We start from the raw sequence: 17,383 nt of genomic DNA on the forward strand, positions 1-17,383 counted from the left end.
CAGCCTTCAGCGACTTGCCAGATTGAGCATACGAGTGGGGACTTTCGCGCCGCTTGAATACGCTGGTTAACTGTTCAAAGCAACCTCATATGGGGAACAACAAATGTTCACACGCTTCGTTCGTGCTGATTGCACCCGGGCCGACTGGACCTTCTGAGGGCCAGGCACGGATCGATGATGCTGGAGCGCTTTGTAAGCCGGCAGGCAGAAGAGCAGTCTCTCACCGAATTCCTCGATTCGGCGCCCCAACAGCAGCGCGCCATCTTCATCACCGGCGACCCCGGCATCGGGAAGACGACGCTGTGGCTGGATGCCGTGAGCCGGGCCAGCCGTCGCGGCTTCCGCGTGCTTACCAGCCGCACGGCCGCCGCCGAATCGGTGCTGGCCTACACCGCCATGGCGGACCTGCTGAGCGAACTCGACGAGTCGATATGGGCTGACTTGCCAGCGCCGCAGCGTGAAGGCTTGGATGCCGCCCTGCTCCGCCGGCGCGATGACGCGCAAAACATCGATGCCCGGGCGGTGGCGGCCGCCTTCCTCGCTGTCACCGACCGGCTCGCCGCCCGGGGACCGCTGCTGATCGCGATCGACGACCTTCAGTGGCTCGATACGTCCAGCGCCAACGTCGTGTCGTTCGCGGCGCGGAGGCTTCCGGCTGGTGCGGCCCTGTTGTGTACGACGCGCATCGAAGAAGCCGCATCGCGACTGCAGCTGCCGAGCCCTGACGCCGTGCGTCGACTCCGGTTGCAGCCATTGACCGTTGGCGAATTGCGCCAGGTCCTCCTGCTTCACCTGGGACTTTCGCTGAGCCGTCCCCTGCTATTGCGTATCCACGAAATAGCAGGCGGCAATCCGTTTTTCGCGTTGGAGTTGGCGCGTGAAATCAGCGCCCATACTCGCACCAGCGAGTTAAGCCTGCCGGGTAGCCTTGACGACCTGGTCAGATCGCGGATCGGCCAGCTCGCCCCATCGGCCAAAGACGCGATGCTTGCGATGGCCAGCCTTCCTGACCCGACGGTGCAGCTTGTCGCCCAAGCACTCGGCGCCACACCGGACCGCGTCGTCGAGTTGCTCGCGGAGGCCGAAAATCGCGCTGTGGTGGCAATCGACGGAAACCGGCTCCGCTTCACCCACCCGGTTTTGGCGCACGGCGTGTACAGCGGTGCCCGTCCGCCTGTCCGTCGCGCCATGCACAGACGATTGGCCGACCTCATCACCGAACCCGAATTGCACGCCCGCCACCTCGCGTTGTCCGATCCCACCGGCGAGCAGCAGACCATAGCAGCCCTTGATGCGGCCGCGGAGATCGCCCGCGGCAGAGGAGCTCCCGCCGCTGCAGCCGAATTGCTGGAGCTGGCCATAGACCTCGGCGCCAATGACCCGGCTCGGCGAATTCGTTGTGCGACATATTATTTTGATGCCAGCGATCCCACACATGCGAGGCAGATCCTCGACAACGTCGTCGCAGAGCTACCGGCGGGCCCAGTGCGTGCGGAGGCTTTGCACATTCTCGGGCTGGTTCGCCTGTACGACGACAGCTTCCTCGAGGCGGCCGAGCTGCTCGAAGCCGGACTGGTCGATAGCGCCGACGACGCCGAACTGCGGGTGCGCATTCTGATCACCTTGTCATTCGCCCTGCTCAACGCGGGGCGGCCCGGGCAGGCCTACGAGCGGGTTCAGCAAGCCGTCGTCGAAGCCGAACGCCTGGATATCGCGCCGCTGCTCAGTCCCGCCCTCGGCATGCGCGCGATGATGGATTTCATGGGCGGTCGCGGCTTCGACAAGCCCACCCTACAACGCGCCACCAACCTTGAACAGCGAGACCCACAGGTGCCGTTGGCCTTTCGCCCCAGCGTGCAGCTGACACTGTTGCGCGCGTGGACGGGTGAGCTTGAAGGCGCCCACCAGGAGATGGCGGCGGTGAGCCAAAGCTGTATCACCCGGGGTGAGGAAGGCGAGCTGATCTTTGCCGCGTTCCACCTCGCGCTGATCGATATCTGGCGCGGTGACCTGACGAACGCGGCGATAATCGCCGACGAAACGATGGAGCTTGCTGCGCAGCTCGGCGGTGACTTCCCCCTGTTCATAGCGCTGACGATTCGGGCCGCCGTCGCCGCCTACGAAGGCCGTGTGGACGACGCCCGCCGCGATCTTCGCGACTCGATCGTGGCCGCGCAACGGTGCGGCTCCATGCGGCTCGCCGAATGGCCGGCGACCCTGAGGGGTTTCGTAGAGGTGTCATGCGGTGACTACCAGGCCGCGGTCAACGCGCTCGCGCCGCTGTTGCCCCTGACGCAGATCTTCCCCGAAGCCACGGAGATTATTTCGGCCTCTTTCATTCCGGACGCCGCGGAGGCGTTGATCGGTCTCGGCCGTTTTGATGAGGCTGAGCCGTTGGTAGCAGCCCTGGAACGCAACGGCACTCGGCTGGACCGCGCATGGATGCTAGCCGTGGGTGCGCGCTGTCGGGCGATGCTACTCGCCGGACGCGGCGACCTGGCCGCGGCCACCGCCACCGCCGAACGCGCAATGACGGAACACGAACGCCTGCCCATGGCGTTTGAACGCGCCCGCACGCAACTACTGCTCGGTCAACTCCAACGACGCCAGCGCCACCGCGACGCCGCGGCAGCCACACTGCGCGAGGCTTTACAAACCTTCGAAGAACTCGGGACCACCTTGTGGGCCGACCGCGTCAGAGCCGAACTCGCTAGAGGCATGTCGGGTCGACGCCGAGCCGAGGGACTAACTCCGTCCGAACAACGCGTCGCCGACCTGGCGGTCTCAGGCATGACCAACCGCGACATCGCCGCCGCACTGTTCATCAGCCCCAAAACCGTCGAGGTCAACCTCAGCCGCATCTACCGCAAACTCGGCATCCGCTCCCGCATGGAGCTCTACCGAGCACTCGAATCCACAAACGACCCAGCATCGCCCAAAGAGTAGGAAGATCCCTGATGTCAGGCGCGGTGCGGATCGATAACGTGAGGCGATGAGTCTCATGGACGCAGAAGCGGAGCGGTTCCTCGTCGAGTGGTATGGCGCCCGGGCGCCCGGGCGCTCGATCGGCGAGACCGCTGGCCGTCTCAACGATGGCGCCGCTTCGGCCTCGGCCCGCGGTGAGCCGATCCGATTGCTGATGGCGATGGCGGTCCCGGACGACGATTACGCTTTCGGCGTCTTCGCGGCCGAATCGGCTGATGCTGTTGCGCAGCTCTGCGACGACGCCGGTGCGCCCGCTGAACGGGTCAGCGCTGCTGTTGGCTGGGCGAGGCATGTCGATTGTTGATCGCGGCCCACGTTACTGGGGCACCAGAGGGCTGATCTTTCGCGCGAGGTCAATCGCGGCCGAATTGGCCTGGTCCGGAGAAAGTCTCAGCACCGCAACCTGAATCGTGTTGACCCTGTTGCCGGCAGCGAACTCGACTTGGCCGCCGCCCAGCAGGCGCATGCCATCGGGCCCCGGCTTCGACGGGTCGGGGAAGCCAGCTTCCGGTGGGGGCAAGGTGTTATTGCGTGCCGTGCCGGGATTGCTGATTTGAAGTGATATCGATTCCATCGTCGATGGGTTCTCCCAGGAGCAGTCACCCATCTGTGGATCACTGCCGGTCGACTTGCCTTGGACGGCCACGCCCAATAGGCCTGAAATATCTTGCGATGACAGCATGGAGCACGCATCGATCGGCTTGGCGGACTTGCTTGCGCTCGGGGCTGCGTTGGCCGAACCGCTTTGCGCACCACTTGCGGTATTCGTGTGCGATTGGCAACCGACCACCGTACTGCTCAACAGCACCGTCGCGAGCACCACCCGCTTGATATTCGTCCTCATGAGGACTCCTAACACTCGTTCTCAACGTTACTTTCCCGAATCGGTCGCCGAATCAGGTTTGCCCCTACACTTTCGGAAGCCTTGAGGGGTTCAAAACGATGTCACACTTTGATCGCTAACCGACATGCCATGACCGCTGCGATCATTGGTGAACCGCGTGCTCTCCGGGGTGGCGACAATGGTCCATCCCTGTGCACTGTAGGTCTGATCATCGAGCGCAACGCGACCTTCAAGCGCACCGAGATCGGCTTCCACCCAGTGCAATTGGCCATCGGATGTGACACTGACGGCGTGGTAATGCCGCCCTCCTGGCGTCGTAGGCCATTTGTTCGCCGCAGTTTGGCAGGCAACCAGCTCCGTGTTGATCGAACAGCCGGTCGATCCCGACGTGGTTTGCACGCGCACGTATCCTTGACCATTCGGCATCAGCGGAATCGCCGGCGGCGCCGACGGGGTGGACGTCGAGATCAGGCCGTACCTTCCCGGCACTTCGCCTCGCAGGTATCCCACAGCGGCGGCGGCCGCAGCCAGCATCCCGACCACAACATAAAGGCCAATTCTGCTATCGCACAATGTATTTCACCGAAACGCTAGTTGACACAGATATCGACCTTGGGATCGCAGGACGGCTTCTTCGTTGTCGTCGACGGCGGTTGGGTAGTGGTCGCCTTGGGGCTCGGCAAGGGCGTCGTGACGTTGGGCGTCGGGCGTGCGGTGGTTACGTTGTTCGGCGGAGCGTTGGAAGTGGTCGCACCGGGAGGAGCCGGCGGGTGTGATTGCCCGGGCGATCCCGGCGGTGGAGCGCCTGGTGTCGGCGGGGGTGGGGTGCCTACCGGCTGGCTCGGCCCTAAGGGAACAACCGGGACGTTGGGATGGGTCACGTCCGGCGGTCTGGTCCCATACGGATTCCCGCCGGTTGGGCCGTACCCCGCGCCGGCATTCTCGTTCCACGTTTCTTGGCGGCGCTGCGGAACGACGCACACGGCATCCCCGTCAAAGGCCTCGCGCCAGACATATCCCGACTTGCAGGTCTGGGGCCCGTATGCGCCCCCGTTCGGCTCGCGGAGGTTGGCAGCGTTGGCGTTCTCCTGTGCGATTTCAGCGGCAACTTGTTTGGTAACGCACACCTGATCACCCGGACGCGCGTTGCGTGGGACCAGATCGTTGGGACATCCGCCGTCGGCGGGTGCCAGCGCCGGAACGCCGACTGCAATTGCGCCGATGACCGCGGACAAAGACAGACCGGCCGCCACGGCTTGACCCCTGAACACGTTCGGATCCCTCTCCGGTGAATAAGCGTTGCGATATTCGACGCTATGGTCCGGGAACGTCCGTCACATCAGGGGTTTCACTACATTTTCGCGCATCGACAGCCCCGCGGAAGGCTTTACATGTCAGCCGGTGACCGCCAACACGGCTTCGGCCAGCTCGGGCCGGCAGACCACCAGATCGGGCAACTTGGGGTCCGGCTGGTTGTAGGCCAGCGCGGAGCCGTCGATGCGAGACGTATGCAAACCGGCTGCGCGGGCCACTGCCACCGGGGCGGCCGAGTCCCACTCGAACTGGCCGCCGGCGTGCACGTAGACGTCGGACAACCCCTGGACGAGCGACGCCACCTTGGCTCCGGCCGAGCCCATCTCCACCAGGACCCCGTCCAGCGCGTCGCGGACGGTCAGGGCGATGGCGGGCGGGCGGGTGCGGGACACCACGATGCGCGGCTTGCCCGGCGCCGCGGGTGGCGAATCGACGTCGGGAGTGGCCAGGGTGATGCCCTGCGCCGGCAATGCCACCGCACCGGCGACCAGCTCGCCCGCCTCCCACAGCGCGACGTGCACCGCCCAATCGTCGCGCCCGAGTTCGGAGAATTCCCGCGTGCCGTCCAGCGGATCCACGATCCACACTCGCTCCGAGCGCAATCGGACCGGGTTGTCCGCCCCCTCCTCGGACAGCACCGCGTCCTCGGGCCGCGCGTCGGCGAGCGCCGCCATCAGGAAATCGTGAGATCGCTTGTCCCCCGCGGCTTTCCGCTCGCTTGCGTCCGCATCGGCGAACTCTTCGCGGACCGTGAGCAGGAGCCGCCCGGCCTCGGTCGCCAACCGCGCCGCCAGTTCGTGGTCATCCGTCAGATTCTGGGCCATCACAATCCTTAAGTTGGTAGCGTTGACCAACTTTACCCTGCCTGGGCAACGCCGACGGGCACCACCCCGGGAGGAACGGTTCGGTCGTAATCTGTTGAACGTGAGCGGGGGCAACGTTCCTTTGTTGAGCCGACTGGGACGCATTCCACGGGGGCGTCTGATCGTGATCGGCATCGTCTCGGCGGTCGCGCTGGGCGGTGTACTCGCCTTGGCGGGGGTGAAACTCGCCCAGGGCCATCAAGACGCCGCACCACCCAGCGCGCAGCCGCCCCCACCGCAGAGCTTCGCGATCCCGGGCTGCTACAACCTGTCCGTTCCGCCGGTCGAGCGTCCGAAGCGGCTCAACGTGCTGGGCTGCGCGAGCGTCGCCGTTGCGCTGCAAGACATGTCGTGGAGCTCGTGGGGGTCGCAGGGCGCCGACGGGACCGGCACCGCCGTCTTCAAGGTCTGCGACCCGAATTGTGCGGCCGGGTATCAGCTGACCGAGCCGGTTGTCGTACATGCGTGGAATCCGCAACCACCGCGGCGCGAAGCCATCTGCCAGGCGGGCCTGGACATCTTTGCCGACATGATCCTGGCCTTCCCCAAGGGCGTCCCCCCGCCGAACGTGCAGAAGATGAACGCCCAGTACAACGGGCTGCCTGCCGTGCACTTCGCCAATTACTCGAGCGGCGATACCCGCGGGACCCAATTCATCGGCTACACGTTCTGCAACTAGCTCGAGCCGACGACGCCGCTAGACCTCGATGACGACGGCGCCGCCCTGGCCACCGCCCGCGCACATGGCCGCGACACCGATACCGCCGCCCCGGCGCGCCAGCTCGTAGGCCAGCGTGGTCACCATGCGCGCCCCCGAGGCCGCGATCGGGTGGCCGAGGCTGCAGCCGCTGCCGGAGAAGTTGACCTTCTCCTCGTCGATGCCGTACTCCCGGCACGCCGCGATCGGCACCGAGGCGAACGCCTCGTTGATCTCCCACAGCGCCACATCGCCCACCGACAAACCCGCCCGCTGCAACACCTTGCCGATCACCTTGACCGCACCCAGTCCGGTGTCCCGGGGCGGGACGCCCGCTGCTGCCCACGCCCGCACCGTGCCCATCACGTTGAGGTTCTCGGCGGCGGCATACTCGCGGTCGACGAGGGCCACCGCCGCCGCCGCGTCGTTGGTGCCGCTGCTGTTGCCCGCCGTGATCGAGAATCCCTCGATCTCGGGGTGCAGCACCTTGAGCGCGGCGAGTTTTTCGACGGTGGTGTCACGGCGGGGATGCTCGTCGACGGAGAAGTCGATCACCGAGCCGTCGAGCTGCGTGACCTTCAACGGGACGATCTCGTCGACGAACTTGCCCGCGTCCATCGCGGCGATGGCGCGCTGATGTGACCGGGCGGCCCAGGAGTCCATTTCCTCGCGGGTGATGCCGACCGCCTGCGCGGTGTTCCAGCCCACGGTGATGGACATGTCCTTGGCGGGAGCGTCGGGCGTCTCGACGTGGGTCGGCGGCATCCACTGCTCCTGGAACTTCAGCTCCGGGCCGGGGATGCGCCAGTTGGTCAGCGGTGTCATCGACAACGACTGCACGCCGCCGGCGATGAGCACGCGTTCCATTCCGGAGCCGATCTGCGCCGCGGCGTTGCCGATGGCGGTCAGGCTGCCCGCGCAATGCCGGTTCACCGACTGGCCGGGAATGTCCTCCATGCCGGTTGCGGTCGCCGCATAACGCGCCAAATCACCACCGCCGTAGTGTGATTCGGCGAAGATGATGTCGTCGATCGCGGACGGGTCGACGCCGGACCTGCGGACCACCTCGGGAAGCACCGAGGTGATCAGCGTCTCGGGCGGCGTGTTGACGAGCGTGCCCTTGAAGGAACGGCCGATCGCGGTCCGAACCGCTCCGACAATGACGGGTGTGGCCATGTTCTCAACCTCGAACGGTCTGGGCTGCACAGTCGGCAGCGCTGGCGGGATGTGCGGTCGGACGCCGCGCCGCCAATCGTATCAAGTACCGTATGGGCAATAGTAACGACCCCAACCCTGGACCGGCCCGCGGAGTCCCGCGCCCGCGAGGCACCGCGTCAAGCGCCGAGAATCCAAGTTCCGGTTCAGGGTTGACTGGCGACTAGAACGTCACATTCGTCTCCGCGTGACCGATTTCCTGAGTTTGCTTGCCGCTGGCATCGTGGCACGAGACTGTTACGTGGTAGCTGGTTCCGGTGTTGAAACCCTTGATAGGCACGTTCGCGCTCGCGTGCGGGCCAACCGTGAAGTCGGGAATTCCAGGATCGATGGGCGTCGAGTGGTAGCTGCACGTGGCAGTCAGGTCCGACGAGTTAGAAACCGTCGCCGTGATGCCGCCGATATGCGGAGGACCGAACGACAACTGGATCGCGTTGGTCACCGGCGCCGCCGCCGGCGCGGGCGCGGGCGTCTTGCCGCAATCAGAACCCGGTGGCAATATCCGCCCGTCACCGGTGCACCTCACCGGCCTGTTTGGATCCGGCGCCGGCGCGGGGGCAGCCGGCGCGGCAGGTTTGGCCGGCGGCGTGTACTTGTAATCCGACCACGCGCCGCAATCGTCGGAACCCAGGGGATGCTTGCGGCAGCCCTGAACGGAAATGGTCAGCCCATCGGCAGGAATGTTGTTGAAGGTTTCAGTCGCGGCGTTGTTGCAATCCTTGCTGATTTCTTCTTGTGAGTTACCAGGTGTCCTGAGGTGCAACACGTCGCCGGCCTCGTCGCCATTCACACGCGGGCACCCCGTGAAATTGCATACCAAACTGCTGCCGCTGGGCGTGCAGGTCACGGTGTACCCATTGGGCAGCGTGTCCGCGGACGCGACCGGCAGCAGCGATGTCCCGGCAACGCCAATCGCCGCGGCTATGACCGATGCGCCTTTCCGAATGATCATGAGCCTGCGCATGAGAGGTCCTTCCGCCTTCCCTGTCCGAATGCCGCTGCCCGGTCCGCTCTCGGTTTCAGCTGGGCGTCAGACGAACACGACGCTATTGAGCAGGACGACCGCAGCGCATCAGGGGTTTCACTACAGTTTCGGGAGGCTGGGCCGTGGCGCCGGGCGACTCATGAGCGGCCAGAAGCCTGCGACACAATGGGTCGATGACGGCACCACCCACTCAGAGTGACACCACCCAGCGGGCCGCTTACCGCGTCGCGGCGATGCTCCTCGGCGTTGGGACGTTGCACTTTGTGGCGCCCAAACCGTTCGACGGCATCGTGCCTGCCGAGCTGCCCGGGAGCCCCCGGTTCTACACCTACGCGTCGGGAGTGGCCGAACTGGGCGTCGGGGCGGCGTTGCTGCCACGACGCACCCGGAGACCGGCCGCGCTCGCGGCGGCCGTGTTGTTCCTCGGGGTGTTCCCGGCGAACGTCAACATGTGCCGGTTGTGGTGGAACAAGCCCTGGCCGATGCGGGCCGCCGCCCTGGCCCGGCTGCCGCTGCAGATTCCCATGGTCACCACCGCGCTCAAGATCAGCCGCAACGGCTGATGCCCACGGCTGTCACATGTGCCACAGCCGTCCCTGCCGGACGGGACACTGGAAGTGCCCGCCTCTCAGCGACAATGCGCATGTGGGACCGGCTCTGCGTTCGTCGCCAGGGTTTGTCGCTCTGAGGCGGGCAACTTGTGGGTCTCCCAGCGCGGGGACTCGTGTGGCGGCTGTGACCGATGAGAGGTCAGCAGACTCGATTTCGCGGAAACAAGAAGTCCCTCGCAGAAAGACAAACCATGGATTCAGCGCAAGCGAATGTCGAACTCCTCAAGGCGTGGCTGGACGCCCACAACCGCGGTGACATCGCCGCGCTCGACTACATGTCGGACGATGTCGAGATCGTCGAGATGCCAACCGGTGTCGTCTGGCGCGGGCGGCAGGACATGGAGAACCTCGCCCGGTTGGCCTATTCCCGCAAGAGTCACAAGAGACTGACGCAGGTCTTCGCCACAGAAACGGCTGCGTGCGTGGAATACGTCACCGTCGTACCGATGACGGGCGAGGTGAGCCGGTTCGAGAAGGAATGGGGTCTGCACGGAATCGATATTTCGAATGCTGCACCGACCAGCGACGTGTTCGAGCTGCCTGTTTGCTTCGTATGCGAGATCAAGAACGGCAAGATTCATCGCGCACGGGAGTACTGGGACGCCGCCAGCATGGCTCGTCAGCTGGGAGTGTCTGAGCAGCAAGGCAATTCAGGCCGCTGACAAAACACCGCCGCATCGTCGGCGCGAACGGGCGTCATACGCTGACCTCGACCGAGCGCCCGAGGTAGGCCAGCAGTCGCGCCGTCGGTGTCGCGTCATCCGGCGCAGCTTGGGCCGGTCCGAATCCACCGGGTCGCCGCAACATGTGCTCCGGCAGCGGCTCCACCAGATCGCGGCACAGCCCCAGCAGGTCATCGGGCAGCTCGATCAGCCGCCCGTGTGAGCGGTGGATGTCCCACGCGTGCAGGGCGAGGTCCGAGACCGGAAACATCAGCGCTCGGCGTAAGGGAACCTGACCTTCGGGGGATTTCCGCATCCCGTCGAGGTCGGCGCCCGGCAGTGCTTCGTGCAGCCGCGTCGCCAGTTCACGAAGCCGCGCGGCCGGGTCGTCGCAAACCCAGTCCGACGGTTGAGAGGGACGATCCCAGATTTCGCCGTCCTCGACCAGCGTCACCACTTTCGCCGCGCTGCCGGTCACGTGACCCACCAGATCGCGCAGGCTCCAGCCCTCGAGGTTGGACGGCCGGTCCCACCCCTCCGACGGGATCTGGTCGACGGCGTCGATGAGCAGGCCGAGCGCCTCGGCAGCCAGCACGCCGATGCGGGAGGTTGTGTCGTCCATGTCGTGGGATCTCCTTGGTAGGGCGCACGCACGGGTCACGTACCGTCCAGAAGTCTAGGGGCACAACACCGGCTACCCAGGAGGCCTTGGTGGGCAAGACAGACATCGCAGCGGTTCTCGCGATCGCCGCCGCCCTGATGGTCGGCATCGGGGACGTCATCCAGCAGCGATCCGCCCAACAGGTCACGGACAAGCCGGTCGGCACCCTGGACCTGTTTCGCCGGCTGCTGCGTGACCGTCGATGGTGGACCGGCAGCCTGGTGGCCGGCGCCGGGTTCGGGTTCCAGGCCGCGGCGCTCGACCTGGGGTCGGTGGTGCTCGTGCAGGCGCTGCTGGTGACGTCGTTGCTGTTCGCGTTGCTCATCAACGCCCGGGTGAACCACCGCAGAATCACTGCCTGGCAAGCGCTTTGGGCGGTATTGCTGGCAGCCGCGGTCGCGGTGGTGGTGACCGTCGGCGATCCTCAGGAGGGCACCCCGCGGGGGTCGGTGCACACGTGGACCATCGTGGCGTTGGTCATGGGTCCGGCCCTCATCCTGTGCGTGATCGGCGCGCGCATATTCCCGGGCGCGGTCGGCGCGTTATTGCTGGGCCTGATGGCCGGCTCGCTGTGGGGATTGTTTTCAGTTTTGACCAAGGGCGTGGTCGACCAGCTCGACCACGGCATCCCGGCCCTGCTGCGCATACCCGAGGTCTACGTGTGGGTGGTGGTGGCGATCGCGGCCACCGCCTGGGAGCAGTCGGCGTTTCGGGCCGGGCCGCTCACCGCATCGCTCCCGGCGGTAACCGTCGCCGAGCCGATCGTCGGATCGATTCTCGGTGTCACCGTGCTGGGCGAGACACTGCGGACCAACGACGTCGGGCTGGTGGCACTGGGCGTGTCGGTCGCCGTGATGGCGGCCGCGACGGTGGCGCTGGCGCACAGCCAAGCCACGACGGCCCCACCCGCCGACGAAAAGCCCGCATTATCAACCTGATCAGGTGCGCGACCCGACGCGGTGCGCGGTGCCGTCCGCATCGACATAGGTGAATTCGCGCATTCCATAAGCCGTATCGTGCGGCGGCATCAGGCGGCCACCGAGATCTTCCAGTGCATTCCACTCCGCGTAGAGCGCATCGGCGTCGCTGACGTAGAGGTACACGCTTGCGGCCGTGCGCAAAGGATCGTGCTCGTCCCATTCGGTGAGGTGGATCGACACCGATCCGCGGTCGGCGAACCCATAGCGCTCGGGACCGTCGTATTTGCGCGCGTCGAACCCGAGTCGCCGATAGCGGTCGATCGCGGCATCGAGGTCTCGGACCGGGACGATCGGCGCCACCGAGGTGAAGGTGACTGCGGACACGCATGCGAACATATCGCTTGGCTCGGATTGTCCTCGCGGCAGAAGGCTGCTGTCGTAGGCTTCGTTGGCGAATAACTCGTGAGTACGCGGCGCGGTGGGGGCGCGCGAAATGCTTGAGAGGGGCCTCAAGCAGAAAGGGCCTCGACATGCGCCAGCTGAAAACTGCAGTCGCCGTAGCCGCCTCCGCCGGACTTCTGGTCGCCGGTTGCGGCCACAACGGCGGGGGCGGCACGGCCACGCCGTCCACCACGACGGCCACCGCGGCGTCGTCGAAGGATCCCCTGACGAAGGACCAGTTGGCCGCCCTCATGCTCAGCCCGACCGAACTGGACACCGCGCTCGGCGTCACGGGTACCTACAGCGACCCGCCGAAAACCGCTCTGGAAGAAGACCCGGTCAAGCGCAGCGACTATACAGTTCCCGCCGAATGCAATTACGCCATCCGCGCGGCCCTGGCACCCGTTTATGCCGACAGCGGGAACAGCGCGGTTTACGGCTACCACGACGTCGCACCCGCTCCCCCGGGTGCGACCGAAATGGAAAGGCCGGACGTGGATCAGTTCGTGGTGTTGTTTCCCTCGCCGGAGCAGGCGAGGGCGTTCTTCACTGCCTCGTCCCAGCGCTGGCCGGCCTGCGCCAACCGCCAGGACACCGTGCCCGCCGAGGGCGGCCAGCCCGAACTGCAGTGGAAGGTGGGACCGGTTGCCAACACCAACGGAGTTCTGCGTGCGCCCGTCACCGTCACCATCACCCGAAGCGGCGGGAACGTCACCATGCCGTGTCAGCGGGCACTGACCGTCCGCAACAACGTCGTCATCGACGTCGACGCGTGCCGCAAGGAGGTCGGAGATCTCGGCGTCAACATTGCCAACCAGATCGCTGCAAAGGTCGACAAGCAATAGGTGGTGCAACAGGGGTGGCATACCGGCGCGAGCCCGCGAACTCGGTTGGCCGTCCCGCGTTCACCCACCTGCGGTAGCTGCCCGCCGCGACCCCGGCGTACGATCTTGCGGCCGAACCCGGTCAAGCGACGACACTTGCGCCACCACCGATTCTGGCGGTAAGCCGTAGCTACACACGATGTCGCGACCTGGTTTCGTGCGGTCTGCCCGAAGGTCGGTCGCGCGGTGTCGAAAGGGAGCGAATGAACGCATCGGACACGGCGGCCGACGGTGGCGGGGAACGGCCGGTGATCCACCTCTCGCAGTTGCTGCGCGCCCCGGTACTGGCCCGGGCGGGCGAGACCGTGGGCCGCGTCGAGGACGTGATCGTGCGACTGCGCGGCACCGACGAGTACCCGCTGGTGACCGGGATCGTTGCCGGGGTCGGCGGGCGCCGGGTCTTCATCGGTGACAAATCCATCGATGAGTACAACGCGGACCGAGTTCTGTTGACCAAGAACAAGGTTGACCTTCGCGGCTTCGAGCGCCGCGACGGTGAGGTGCTGTTGCGCGCCGACGTGTTGGGCCACCGGCTGATCGACGTGGCCAACGTCGAGCTGATCCGGGCCTACGACGTGGAGCTGGAAGATACCGGCGCCGGCTGGATGCTGACGCGCGTCGACACCCGCCGGCCACCACGGTTGTTCGGGTTGATCAAGCCGTCCGGGGGGCACGCGGCCCGCGACTGGAAGTCGTTCGAACCGCTCATCGGCGACGCCCGCTCCGACGCCGTGCGGCGCTTGTCGGACCGGTTCGGCGAGTTCAAAGCCGCCGAGATCGCCGACCTTCTCGAGGAGGCGGACAAAGCCGAGGGCGGCGAGATCCTCGACCGCGTGCGCAGCGACCCCGAACTCGAAGCCGACGTCTTCGAAGAACTGGAGCCGGAGAAGGCGAGCCGTCTCCTCGATGGCATGCCCGACAGCGAGGTCGCCGCGTTGCTGGGCCGGATGCGGGCCGACGACGCCGCCGACGCGATCGCGGATCTGCGCCAGTCGCGGCGCCGCCGCGTGCTGGATTTGATGCCGGGCCCGCAGCGCACCAAGGTCATCACCTTGATGGGGTTCAACCCCGAGAGCGCCGGCGGGCTGATGAATGTCGACTTCGTCGCGTGCAGCGCCACCACGACAGCGGCGGAAGCGGTGGGGCTCATCACGACCGCCCACACCATCCAACCGGAGGCGCTCATCAAGGTGCACGTTGTCGACGAGGACAGACGGCTCGACGGCGTGGCCTCGGTGATCACGCTGTTGCAGGCTCAACCCGGTGAAACCCTTGAGCGGCTGATGGATTCCGACCCGGTACGCGTCACCGCCGACGCCGACCTGACGGACGTCGCGCTGTTGATGGCCGACTTCAACCTCTACTCCATCCCGGTCGTCGACGACCGGGACCGCGTACTCGGAGTGGTCACCGTCGACGATGTGCTCGAGGCGACCATCCCCGAAGACTGGCGTCGGCGTGAACCGGCACCGCGTCCCGTCCGCGAGCCCACCCAACCCGGCGACCACCACACGCGCGTGCCCGGAGGTAACGGGCTGTGACCGCAGGTCGCGACGAGACGGCCCGCAGCGCGGTGCTCGACACCGCGCACCTGGGTGACATCGAGGGCGCGTTCGGACGGATCAGCGTCGGCGAAACCGAGCACCCCCGCACCTGGAAGACACGGTTGCTGACCCTGCTGGCGATCGTCGGTCCGGGAATCATCGTGATGGTCGGCGACAACGACGCCGGCGGCGTGGCGACCTACGCCCAGGCCGGGCAGAACTACGGCTACTCCCTGCTGTGGGTGCTGCTGCTGCTGATACCGGTGCTGATCGTCAACCAGGAAATGGTGGTCCGGCTCGGGGCGGTCACGGGCGTCGGGCACGCGCGGCTGATCAACGAACGCTTCGGCCGCGGCTGGGGCTGGTTCTCGGTGGGCGATTTGTTCTTGCTGAACTTCTTGACGATCGTCACCGAGTTCATCGGTATCAGCCTGGCCGCCGAATACATCGGCGTGTCCAAATACGTCGTGGTACCGGTCTCGGCGGTGGCACTGGTCGCGATCATGGCGAGCGGGAGCTTCCGACGCTGGGAGCGCGCCATGTTCATTTTCATCGCCGTCACCCTGCTGCAGATCCCGATGCTGCTGATGTCCCACCCGCAGTGGGGCCAGGTAGCCAAATCCTTCGTGATACCGAGCATTTCGGGTGGCGTGAGCTCGGATGCGGTGCTGCTGATCATCGCCATCGTCGGCACCACCGTGGCGCCCTGGCAGCTGTTTTTCCAGCAGTCCAACGTTGTCGACAAGCGCATCACCCCGCGCTTCATCGGCTACGAGCGCGCCGACACCGTGCTGGGCGCCTTCGTCGTCGTCGTCGGCGCGGCGGCGCTGGCGATGACCGGCGAATGGGCGGCACGCTCCACCAACACCGTCGGCGGTTTCACCGACGCCGGCGCCACCGCGCACCTACTCGGCGAGCATCGGGGGACGCTGGGCTGGATCTTTGCGATCGTGCTGATGGACGCCTCGATCATCGGCGCCGCCGCGGTGACACTGGCCACCAGTTATGCCTTCGGTGACGTGTTCGGCCTCAAGCATTCGCTGCACCGCGGGTTCGCCGACGCCAAGCAGTTCTACCTGTCCTACACCGCGATGGTGGTGGTGGCCGCGGCCGTCGTGTTGATCCCCGGCGCGCCTCTCGGGCTGATCACCACCGCCGTGCAGGCCCTGGCCGGTCTGCTGCTGCCCAGCGCCAGCGTCTTCCTGCTGCTGTTGTGCAACGACCGGGAAGTGTTGGGGCCGTGGGTCAATCGTGCCTGGCTCAACTGGGTCGCCGGACTGATCGTCGGCACGCTGCTACTGCTGTCGGGGATCCTGATGGCTACCACGCTGTTCCGCGACCTCAACGTCGTGGCGGTGGCCGGATACCTGGCGCTGGCGCTTGTGGTCCTCACCGCCGCGGCGGTACCGCTGCTGCGCTGGATGAGCCGCCGACAACCCCCAGCGCCCGTGGCACGACTGCCGGTGCGGGGGGTCGACCGCAACACGTGGCGGATGCCGCCCCTGACACTGCTCGAGCCGGTCACCTGGTCACCGGGCACCCGCCTGGGGATGATCGCGCTGCGCGGCTACCTGATCCTCGGCGCGCTGCTATTGGTGGTCAAGGCAGTACAACTCAGTCACTGACGGCTTCTCGCACGCGACGGGCCACCTCGCCGTACCGCTCGAAACGAGCCGGGTCGCCCACGGCGTTGTAAAGGACCAGGCGCGTGGCCTTTCCGGCATATTTGTCGGTCAGCGCGTCGGCCAGCCCGTCCCACGTCGATTCGGTGGCGAAGACGGCGATGTGCTCGTCGCTCACCTGGGCCGCCATGCCGGCGACGTCGCCGGCCTTCTGCTTCTCGCGGATCCGGGCGGTGGTGCCCTCGAACCCGGCCTGGTCCCAGATGAACGCGTAGTTGGGTGTGCTGCCGTAGAACGCCATGCTGGCGCGCACCACTTCCCGTTGCTTGTCGCGCTCCTCGTCGGTGTCGCCGACGATGGTCATCACCGGCACGATCACCGCGAGATCCGACGGCGAGCGCCCCGCCTTCGCCGCTCCTTCGGAGATGCTGGGTAGGACGTGCCGGGCGATGTAGCCCGGCTCGCCGATCGGATGCACGTGCACCCCGTCGGCCACCTCGCCCGCCATTCGCAGCATCCATGGATTGACCGCTGCGATATCGACTTTCGGATCCGGGACCTCGATCGGACCCGGGCTCCATTGCGGGGTGATGAAGTCGAGGTCGTAGAAGTCGCCGTGGTGTTCGAGCGTCCCGCTCCGAAACGCGGCGAAGCACGCCTTGACGGCGAACAGGTAGTCGCGCAGCCGCGGACCGGGCCGCTCGAACGCCACGCCGTAGCGCCGGACGACGTGGGTGCGTACCTGGGTGCCCAGCCCCAGCCGGAAGTTGCCGCCGGTTGCTTCCTGTAGCTCCCAGGCCGTGGCCGCCGTGACGAAGGGACTGCGCGGGAAGGCCACGGCCACCCCCGTGGACAGCTCGAGGCCCGGCGCGGCCTGCGACGCGACGGCGGCGTTGAGGTAGGCCGTCCGGCCCGTTTCGGTGAACAACAGGCCGGAGAATCCAACGGCCTGCGTTCGCCGGGCCAGGTCGCCGATCTGGTGAAGCGGCTGCGGGACCGTCATCGCATCGACGTGCATTCCTCGGAGCCTACGTGGGGCCGAGCCGTAAGCCGGCCGGGGTACGCCGCGCCGGCGATGCCCGCCCTCTTGCTCGGCGGCTGCTTCACGGTGTTAGCTCTGTAGTCGACAGCAACC

General features: G+C 66.3%; 17 protein-coding genes. 9 read left to right on the forward strand and 8 right to left on the reverse strand.

What is annotated here, in order from left to right:
* Nucleotides 1–177: 177 nt before the first annotated feature.
* Both G6N51_RS06660 and G6N51_RS06665 read left to right on the forward strand, forming a co-directional pair.
* Nucleotides 178–2,946, forward strand: coding sequence for a helix-turn-helix transcriptional regulator (locus G6N51_RS06660; protein ID WP_142274968.1), 2,769 nt, complete (start codon nucleotides 178–180; stop codon nucleotides 2,944–2,946).
* 46 nt (nucleotides 2,947–2,992) lie between these two features.
* Nucleotides 2,993–3,289, forward strand: a complete 297-nt coding sequence (locus G6N51_RS06665) for a hypothetical protein (RefSeq protein WP_083172066.1) — start codon at nucleotides 2,993–2,995, stop codon at nucleotides 3,287–3,289.
* Nucleotides 3,290–3,301: 12 nt separating this feature from the next.
* On the opposite strand, the gene G6N51_RS06670 is transcribed toward G6N51_RS06665, so the two are convergent.
* From G6N51_RS06670 to G6N51_RS06680, 3 genes are all read right to left on the reverse strand, one after another.
* Nucleotides 3,302–3,829, reverse strand: coding sequence for a hypothetical protein (locus tag G6N51_RS06670; RefSeq protein WP_142274967.1), 528 nt, complete (start codon nucleotides 3,827–3,829; stop codon nucleotides 3,302–3,304).
* 90 nt (nucleotides 3,830–3,919) lie between these two features.
* Nucleotides 3,920–4,363 carry a hypothetical protein gene (locus G6N51_RS06675; RefSeq protein WP_083172065.1) on the reverse strand — a complete coding sequence of 148 codons (444 nt, stop codon included), beginning with the start codon at nucleotides 4,361–4,363 and terminating at the stop codon, nucleotides 3,920–3,922.
* Between the two features lie 860 nt (nucleotides 4,364–5,223).
* Nucleotides 5,224–5,967 (reverse strand): 3'(2'),5'-bisphosphate nucleotidase CysQ, encoded by a 744-nt coding sequence (locus G6N51_RS06680; RefSeq protein WP_083172064.1) that lies wholly within the window; start codon nucleotides 5,965–5,967, stop codon nucleotides 5,224–5,226.
* A gap of 124 nt (nucleotides 5,968–6,091) precedes the next feature.
* Here G6N51_RS06680 and G6N51_RS06685 point away from each other — a divergent pair, with 124 nt between their 5' ends.
* Nucleotides 6,092–6,685 (forward strand): hypothetical protein, encoded by a 594-nt coding sequence (locus tag G6N51_RS06685; protein ID WP_174814298.1) that lies wholly within the window; start codon nucleotides 6,092–6,094, stop codon nucleotides 6,683–6,685.
* An 18-nt stretch (nucleotides 6,686–6,703) separates the two neighbouring features.
* Here G6N51_RS06685 and G6N51_RS06690 read toward each other — a convergent pair whose 3' ends face one another.
* Nucleotides 6,704–7,879, reverse strand: a complete 1,176-nt coding sequence (locus G6N51_RS06690; RefSeq protein WP_083172105.1) for a thiolase family protein — start codon at nucleotides 7,877–7,879, stop codon at nucleotides 6,704–6,706.
* A gap of 202 nt (nucleotides 7,880–8,081) precedes the next feature.
* The gene (locus G6N51_RS06695; protein WP_083172063.1) at nucleotides 8,082–8,882 is read right to left on the reverse strand and encodes a hypothetical protein; all 801 of its coding nucleotides are present in this window, start codon (nucleotides 8,880–8,882) and stop codon (nucleotides 8,082–8,084) included.
* Nucleotides 8,883–9,076: 194 nt separating this feature from the next.
* On the opposite strand from G6N51_RS06695, the gene G6N51_RS06700 reads away from it, so the two are divergent.
* Nucleotides 9,077–9,466, forward strand: a complete 390-nt coding sequence (locus G6N51_RS06700; protein ID WP_083172062.1) for a DoxX family protein — start codon at nucleotides 9,077–9,079, stop codon at nucleotides 9,464–9,466.
* A gap of 239 nt (nucleotides 9,467–9,705) precedes the next feature.
* Nucleotides 9,706–10,176: a nuclear transport factor 2 family protein gene (locus G6N51_RS06705; RefSeq protein ID WP_158086224.1), complete on the forward strand. Its 471-nt coding sequence runs from the start codon at nucleotides 9,706–9,708 to the stop codon at nucleotides 10,174–10,176.
* 34 nt (nucleotides 10,177–10,210) lie between these two features.
* Here G6N51_RS06705 and G6N51_RS06710 read toward each other — a convergent pair whose 3' ends face one another.
* A complete protein-coding gene (locus G6N51_RS06710; protein WP_083172060.1) occupies nucleotides 10,211–10,798 on the reverse strand; it encodes a TIGR03086 family metal-binding protein in 588 nt (195 codons plus the stop codon).
* 89 nt (nucleotides 10,799–10,887) lie between these two features.
* Between G6N51_RS06710 and G6N51_RS06715 the strand changes: the two genes are divergently transcribed.
* Nucleotides 10,888–11,775 (forward strand): DMT family transporter, encoded by an 888-nt coding sequence (locus G6N51_RS06715; protein WP_083172059.1) that lies wholly within the window; start codon nucleotides 10,888–10,890, stop codon nucleotides 11,773–11,775.
* Here the strand turns inward: G6N51_RS06715 and G6N51_RS06720 are convergent, their stop codons facing one another.
* Nucleotides 11,776–12,141 (reverse strand): bleomycin resistance protein, encoded by a 366-nt coding sequence (locus G6N51_RS06720; protein WP_232078224.1) that lies wholly within the window; start codon nucleotides 12,139–12,141, stop codon nucleotides 11,776–11,778. It lies immediately after the preceding gene.
* 146 nt (nucleotides 12,142–12,287) lie between these two features.
* On the opposite strand from G6N51_RS06720, the gene G6N51_RS06725 reads away from it, so the two are divergent.
* From G6N51_RS06725 to G6N51_RS06735, 3 genes are all read left to right on the forward strand, one after another.
* On the forward strand, nucleotides 12,288–13,043 hold the full coding sequence (locus tag G6N51_RS06725) for a sensor domain-containing protein (RefSeq protein WP_083172057.1): 756 nt from the start codon (nucleotides 12,288–12,290) through the stop codon (nucleotides 13,041–13,043).
* Nucleotides 13,044–13,285: 242 nt separating this feature from the next.
* Nucleotides 13,286–14,623, forward strand: coding sequence for a magnesium transporter MgtE N-terminal domain-containing protein (locus tag G6N51_RS06730; protein WP_083172056.1), 1,338 nt, complete (start codon nucleotides 13,286–13,288; stop codon nucleotides 14,621–14,623).
* Entirely contained in the window at nucleotides 14,620–16,251 is a 1,632-nt protein-coding gene (locus G6N51_RS06735) for an Nramp family divalent metal transporter (RefSeq protein WP_083172055.1), read from the forward strand. The genes G6N51_RS06730 and G6N51_RS06735 overlap by 4 nt, the downstream gene beginning before the upstream one ends.
* Here the strand turns inward: G6N51_RS06735 and G6N51_RS06740 are convergent.
* Nucleotides 16,241–17,266, reverse strand: coding sequence for a TIGR03617 family F420-dependent LLM class oxidoreductase (locus tag G6N51_RS06740; protein ID WP_083172054.1), 1,026 nt, complete (start codon nucleotides 17,264–17,266; stop codon nucleotides 16,241–16,243). The genes G6N51_RS06735 and G6N51_RS06740 overlap by 11 nt on opposite strands.
* Nucleotides 17,267–17,383 lie beyond the last annotated feature (117 nt).

Source organism: Mycobacterium paraseoulense (assembly GCF_010731655.1).
Classification (GTDB): domain Bacteria; phylum Actinomycetota; class Actinomycetes; order Mycobacteriales; family Mycobacteriaceae; genus Mycobacterium; species Mycobacterium paraseoulense.

Coding starts and splice junctions, on each gene's coding strand:
- G6N51_RS06670 (WP_142274967.1), bottom strand. CDS start 3,829: ATGAGGACGAATATCAAGCGGGTGGTGCTCGCGACGGTGCTGTTGAGC.
- G6N51_RS06710 (WP_083172060.1), bottom strand. CDS start 10,798: ATGGACGACACAACCTCCCGCATCGGCGTGCTGGCTGCCGAGGCGCTC.
- G6N51_RS06740 (WP_083172054.1), bottom strand. CDS start 17,266: ATGCACGTCGATGCGATGACGGTCCCGCAGCCGCTTCACCAGATCGGC.
- G6N51_RS06705 (WP_158086224.1), top strand. CDS start 9,706: ATGGATTCAGCGCAAGCGAATGTCGAACTCCTCAAGGCGTGGCTGGAC.
- G6N51_RS06690 (WP_083172105.1), bottom strand. CDS start 7,879: ATGGCCACACCCGTCATTGTCGGAGCGGTTCGGACCGCGATCGGCCGT.
- G6N51_RS06675 (WP_083172065.1), bottom strand. CDS start 4,363: ATGCTGGCTGCGGCCGCCGCCGCTGTGGGATACCTGCGAGGCGAAGTG.
- G6N51_RS06695 (WP_083172063.1), bottom strand. CDS start 8,882: ATGCGCAGGCTCATGATCATTCGGAAAGGCGCATCGGTCATAGCCGCG.
- G6N51_RS06700 (WP_083172062.1), top strand. CDS start 9,077: ATGACGGCACCACCCACTCAGAGTGACACCACCCAGCGGGCCGCTTAC.
- G6N51_RS06730 (WP_083172056.1), top strand. CDS start 13,286: ATGAACGCATCGGACACGGCGGCCGACGGTGGCGGGGAACGGCCGGTG.
- G6N51_RS06665 (WP_083172066.1), top strand. CDS start 2,993: ATGAGTCTCATGGACGCAGAAGCGGAGCGGTTCCTCGTCGAGTGGTAT.
- G6N51_RS06680 (WP_083172064.1), bottom strand. CDS start 5,967: ATGGCCCAGAATCTGACGGATGACCACGAACTGGCGGCGCGGTTGGCG.
- G6N51_RS06725 (WP_083172057.1), top strand. CDS start 12,288: ATGCGCCAGCTGAAAACTGCAGTCGCCGTAGCCGCCTCCGCCGGACTT.
- G6N51_RS06660 (WP_142274968.1), top strand. CDS start 178: ATGCTGGAGCGCTTTGTAAGCCGGCAGGCAGAAGAGCAGTCTCTCACC.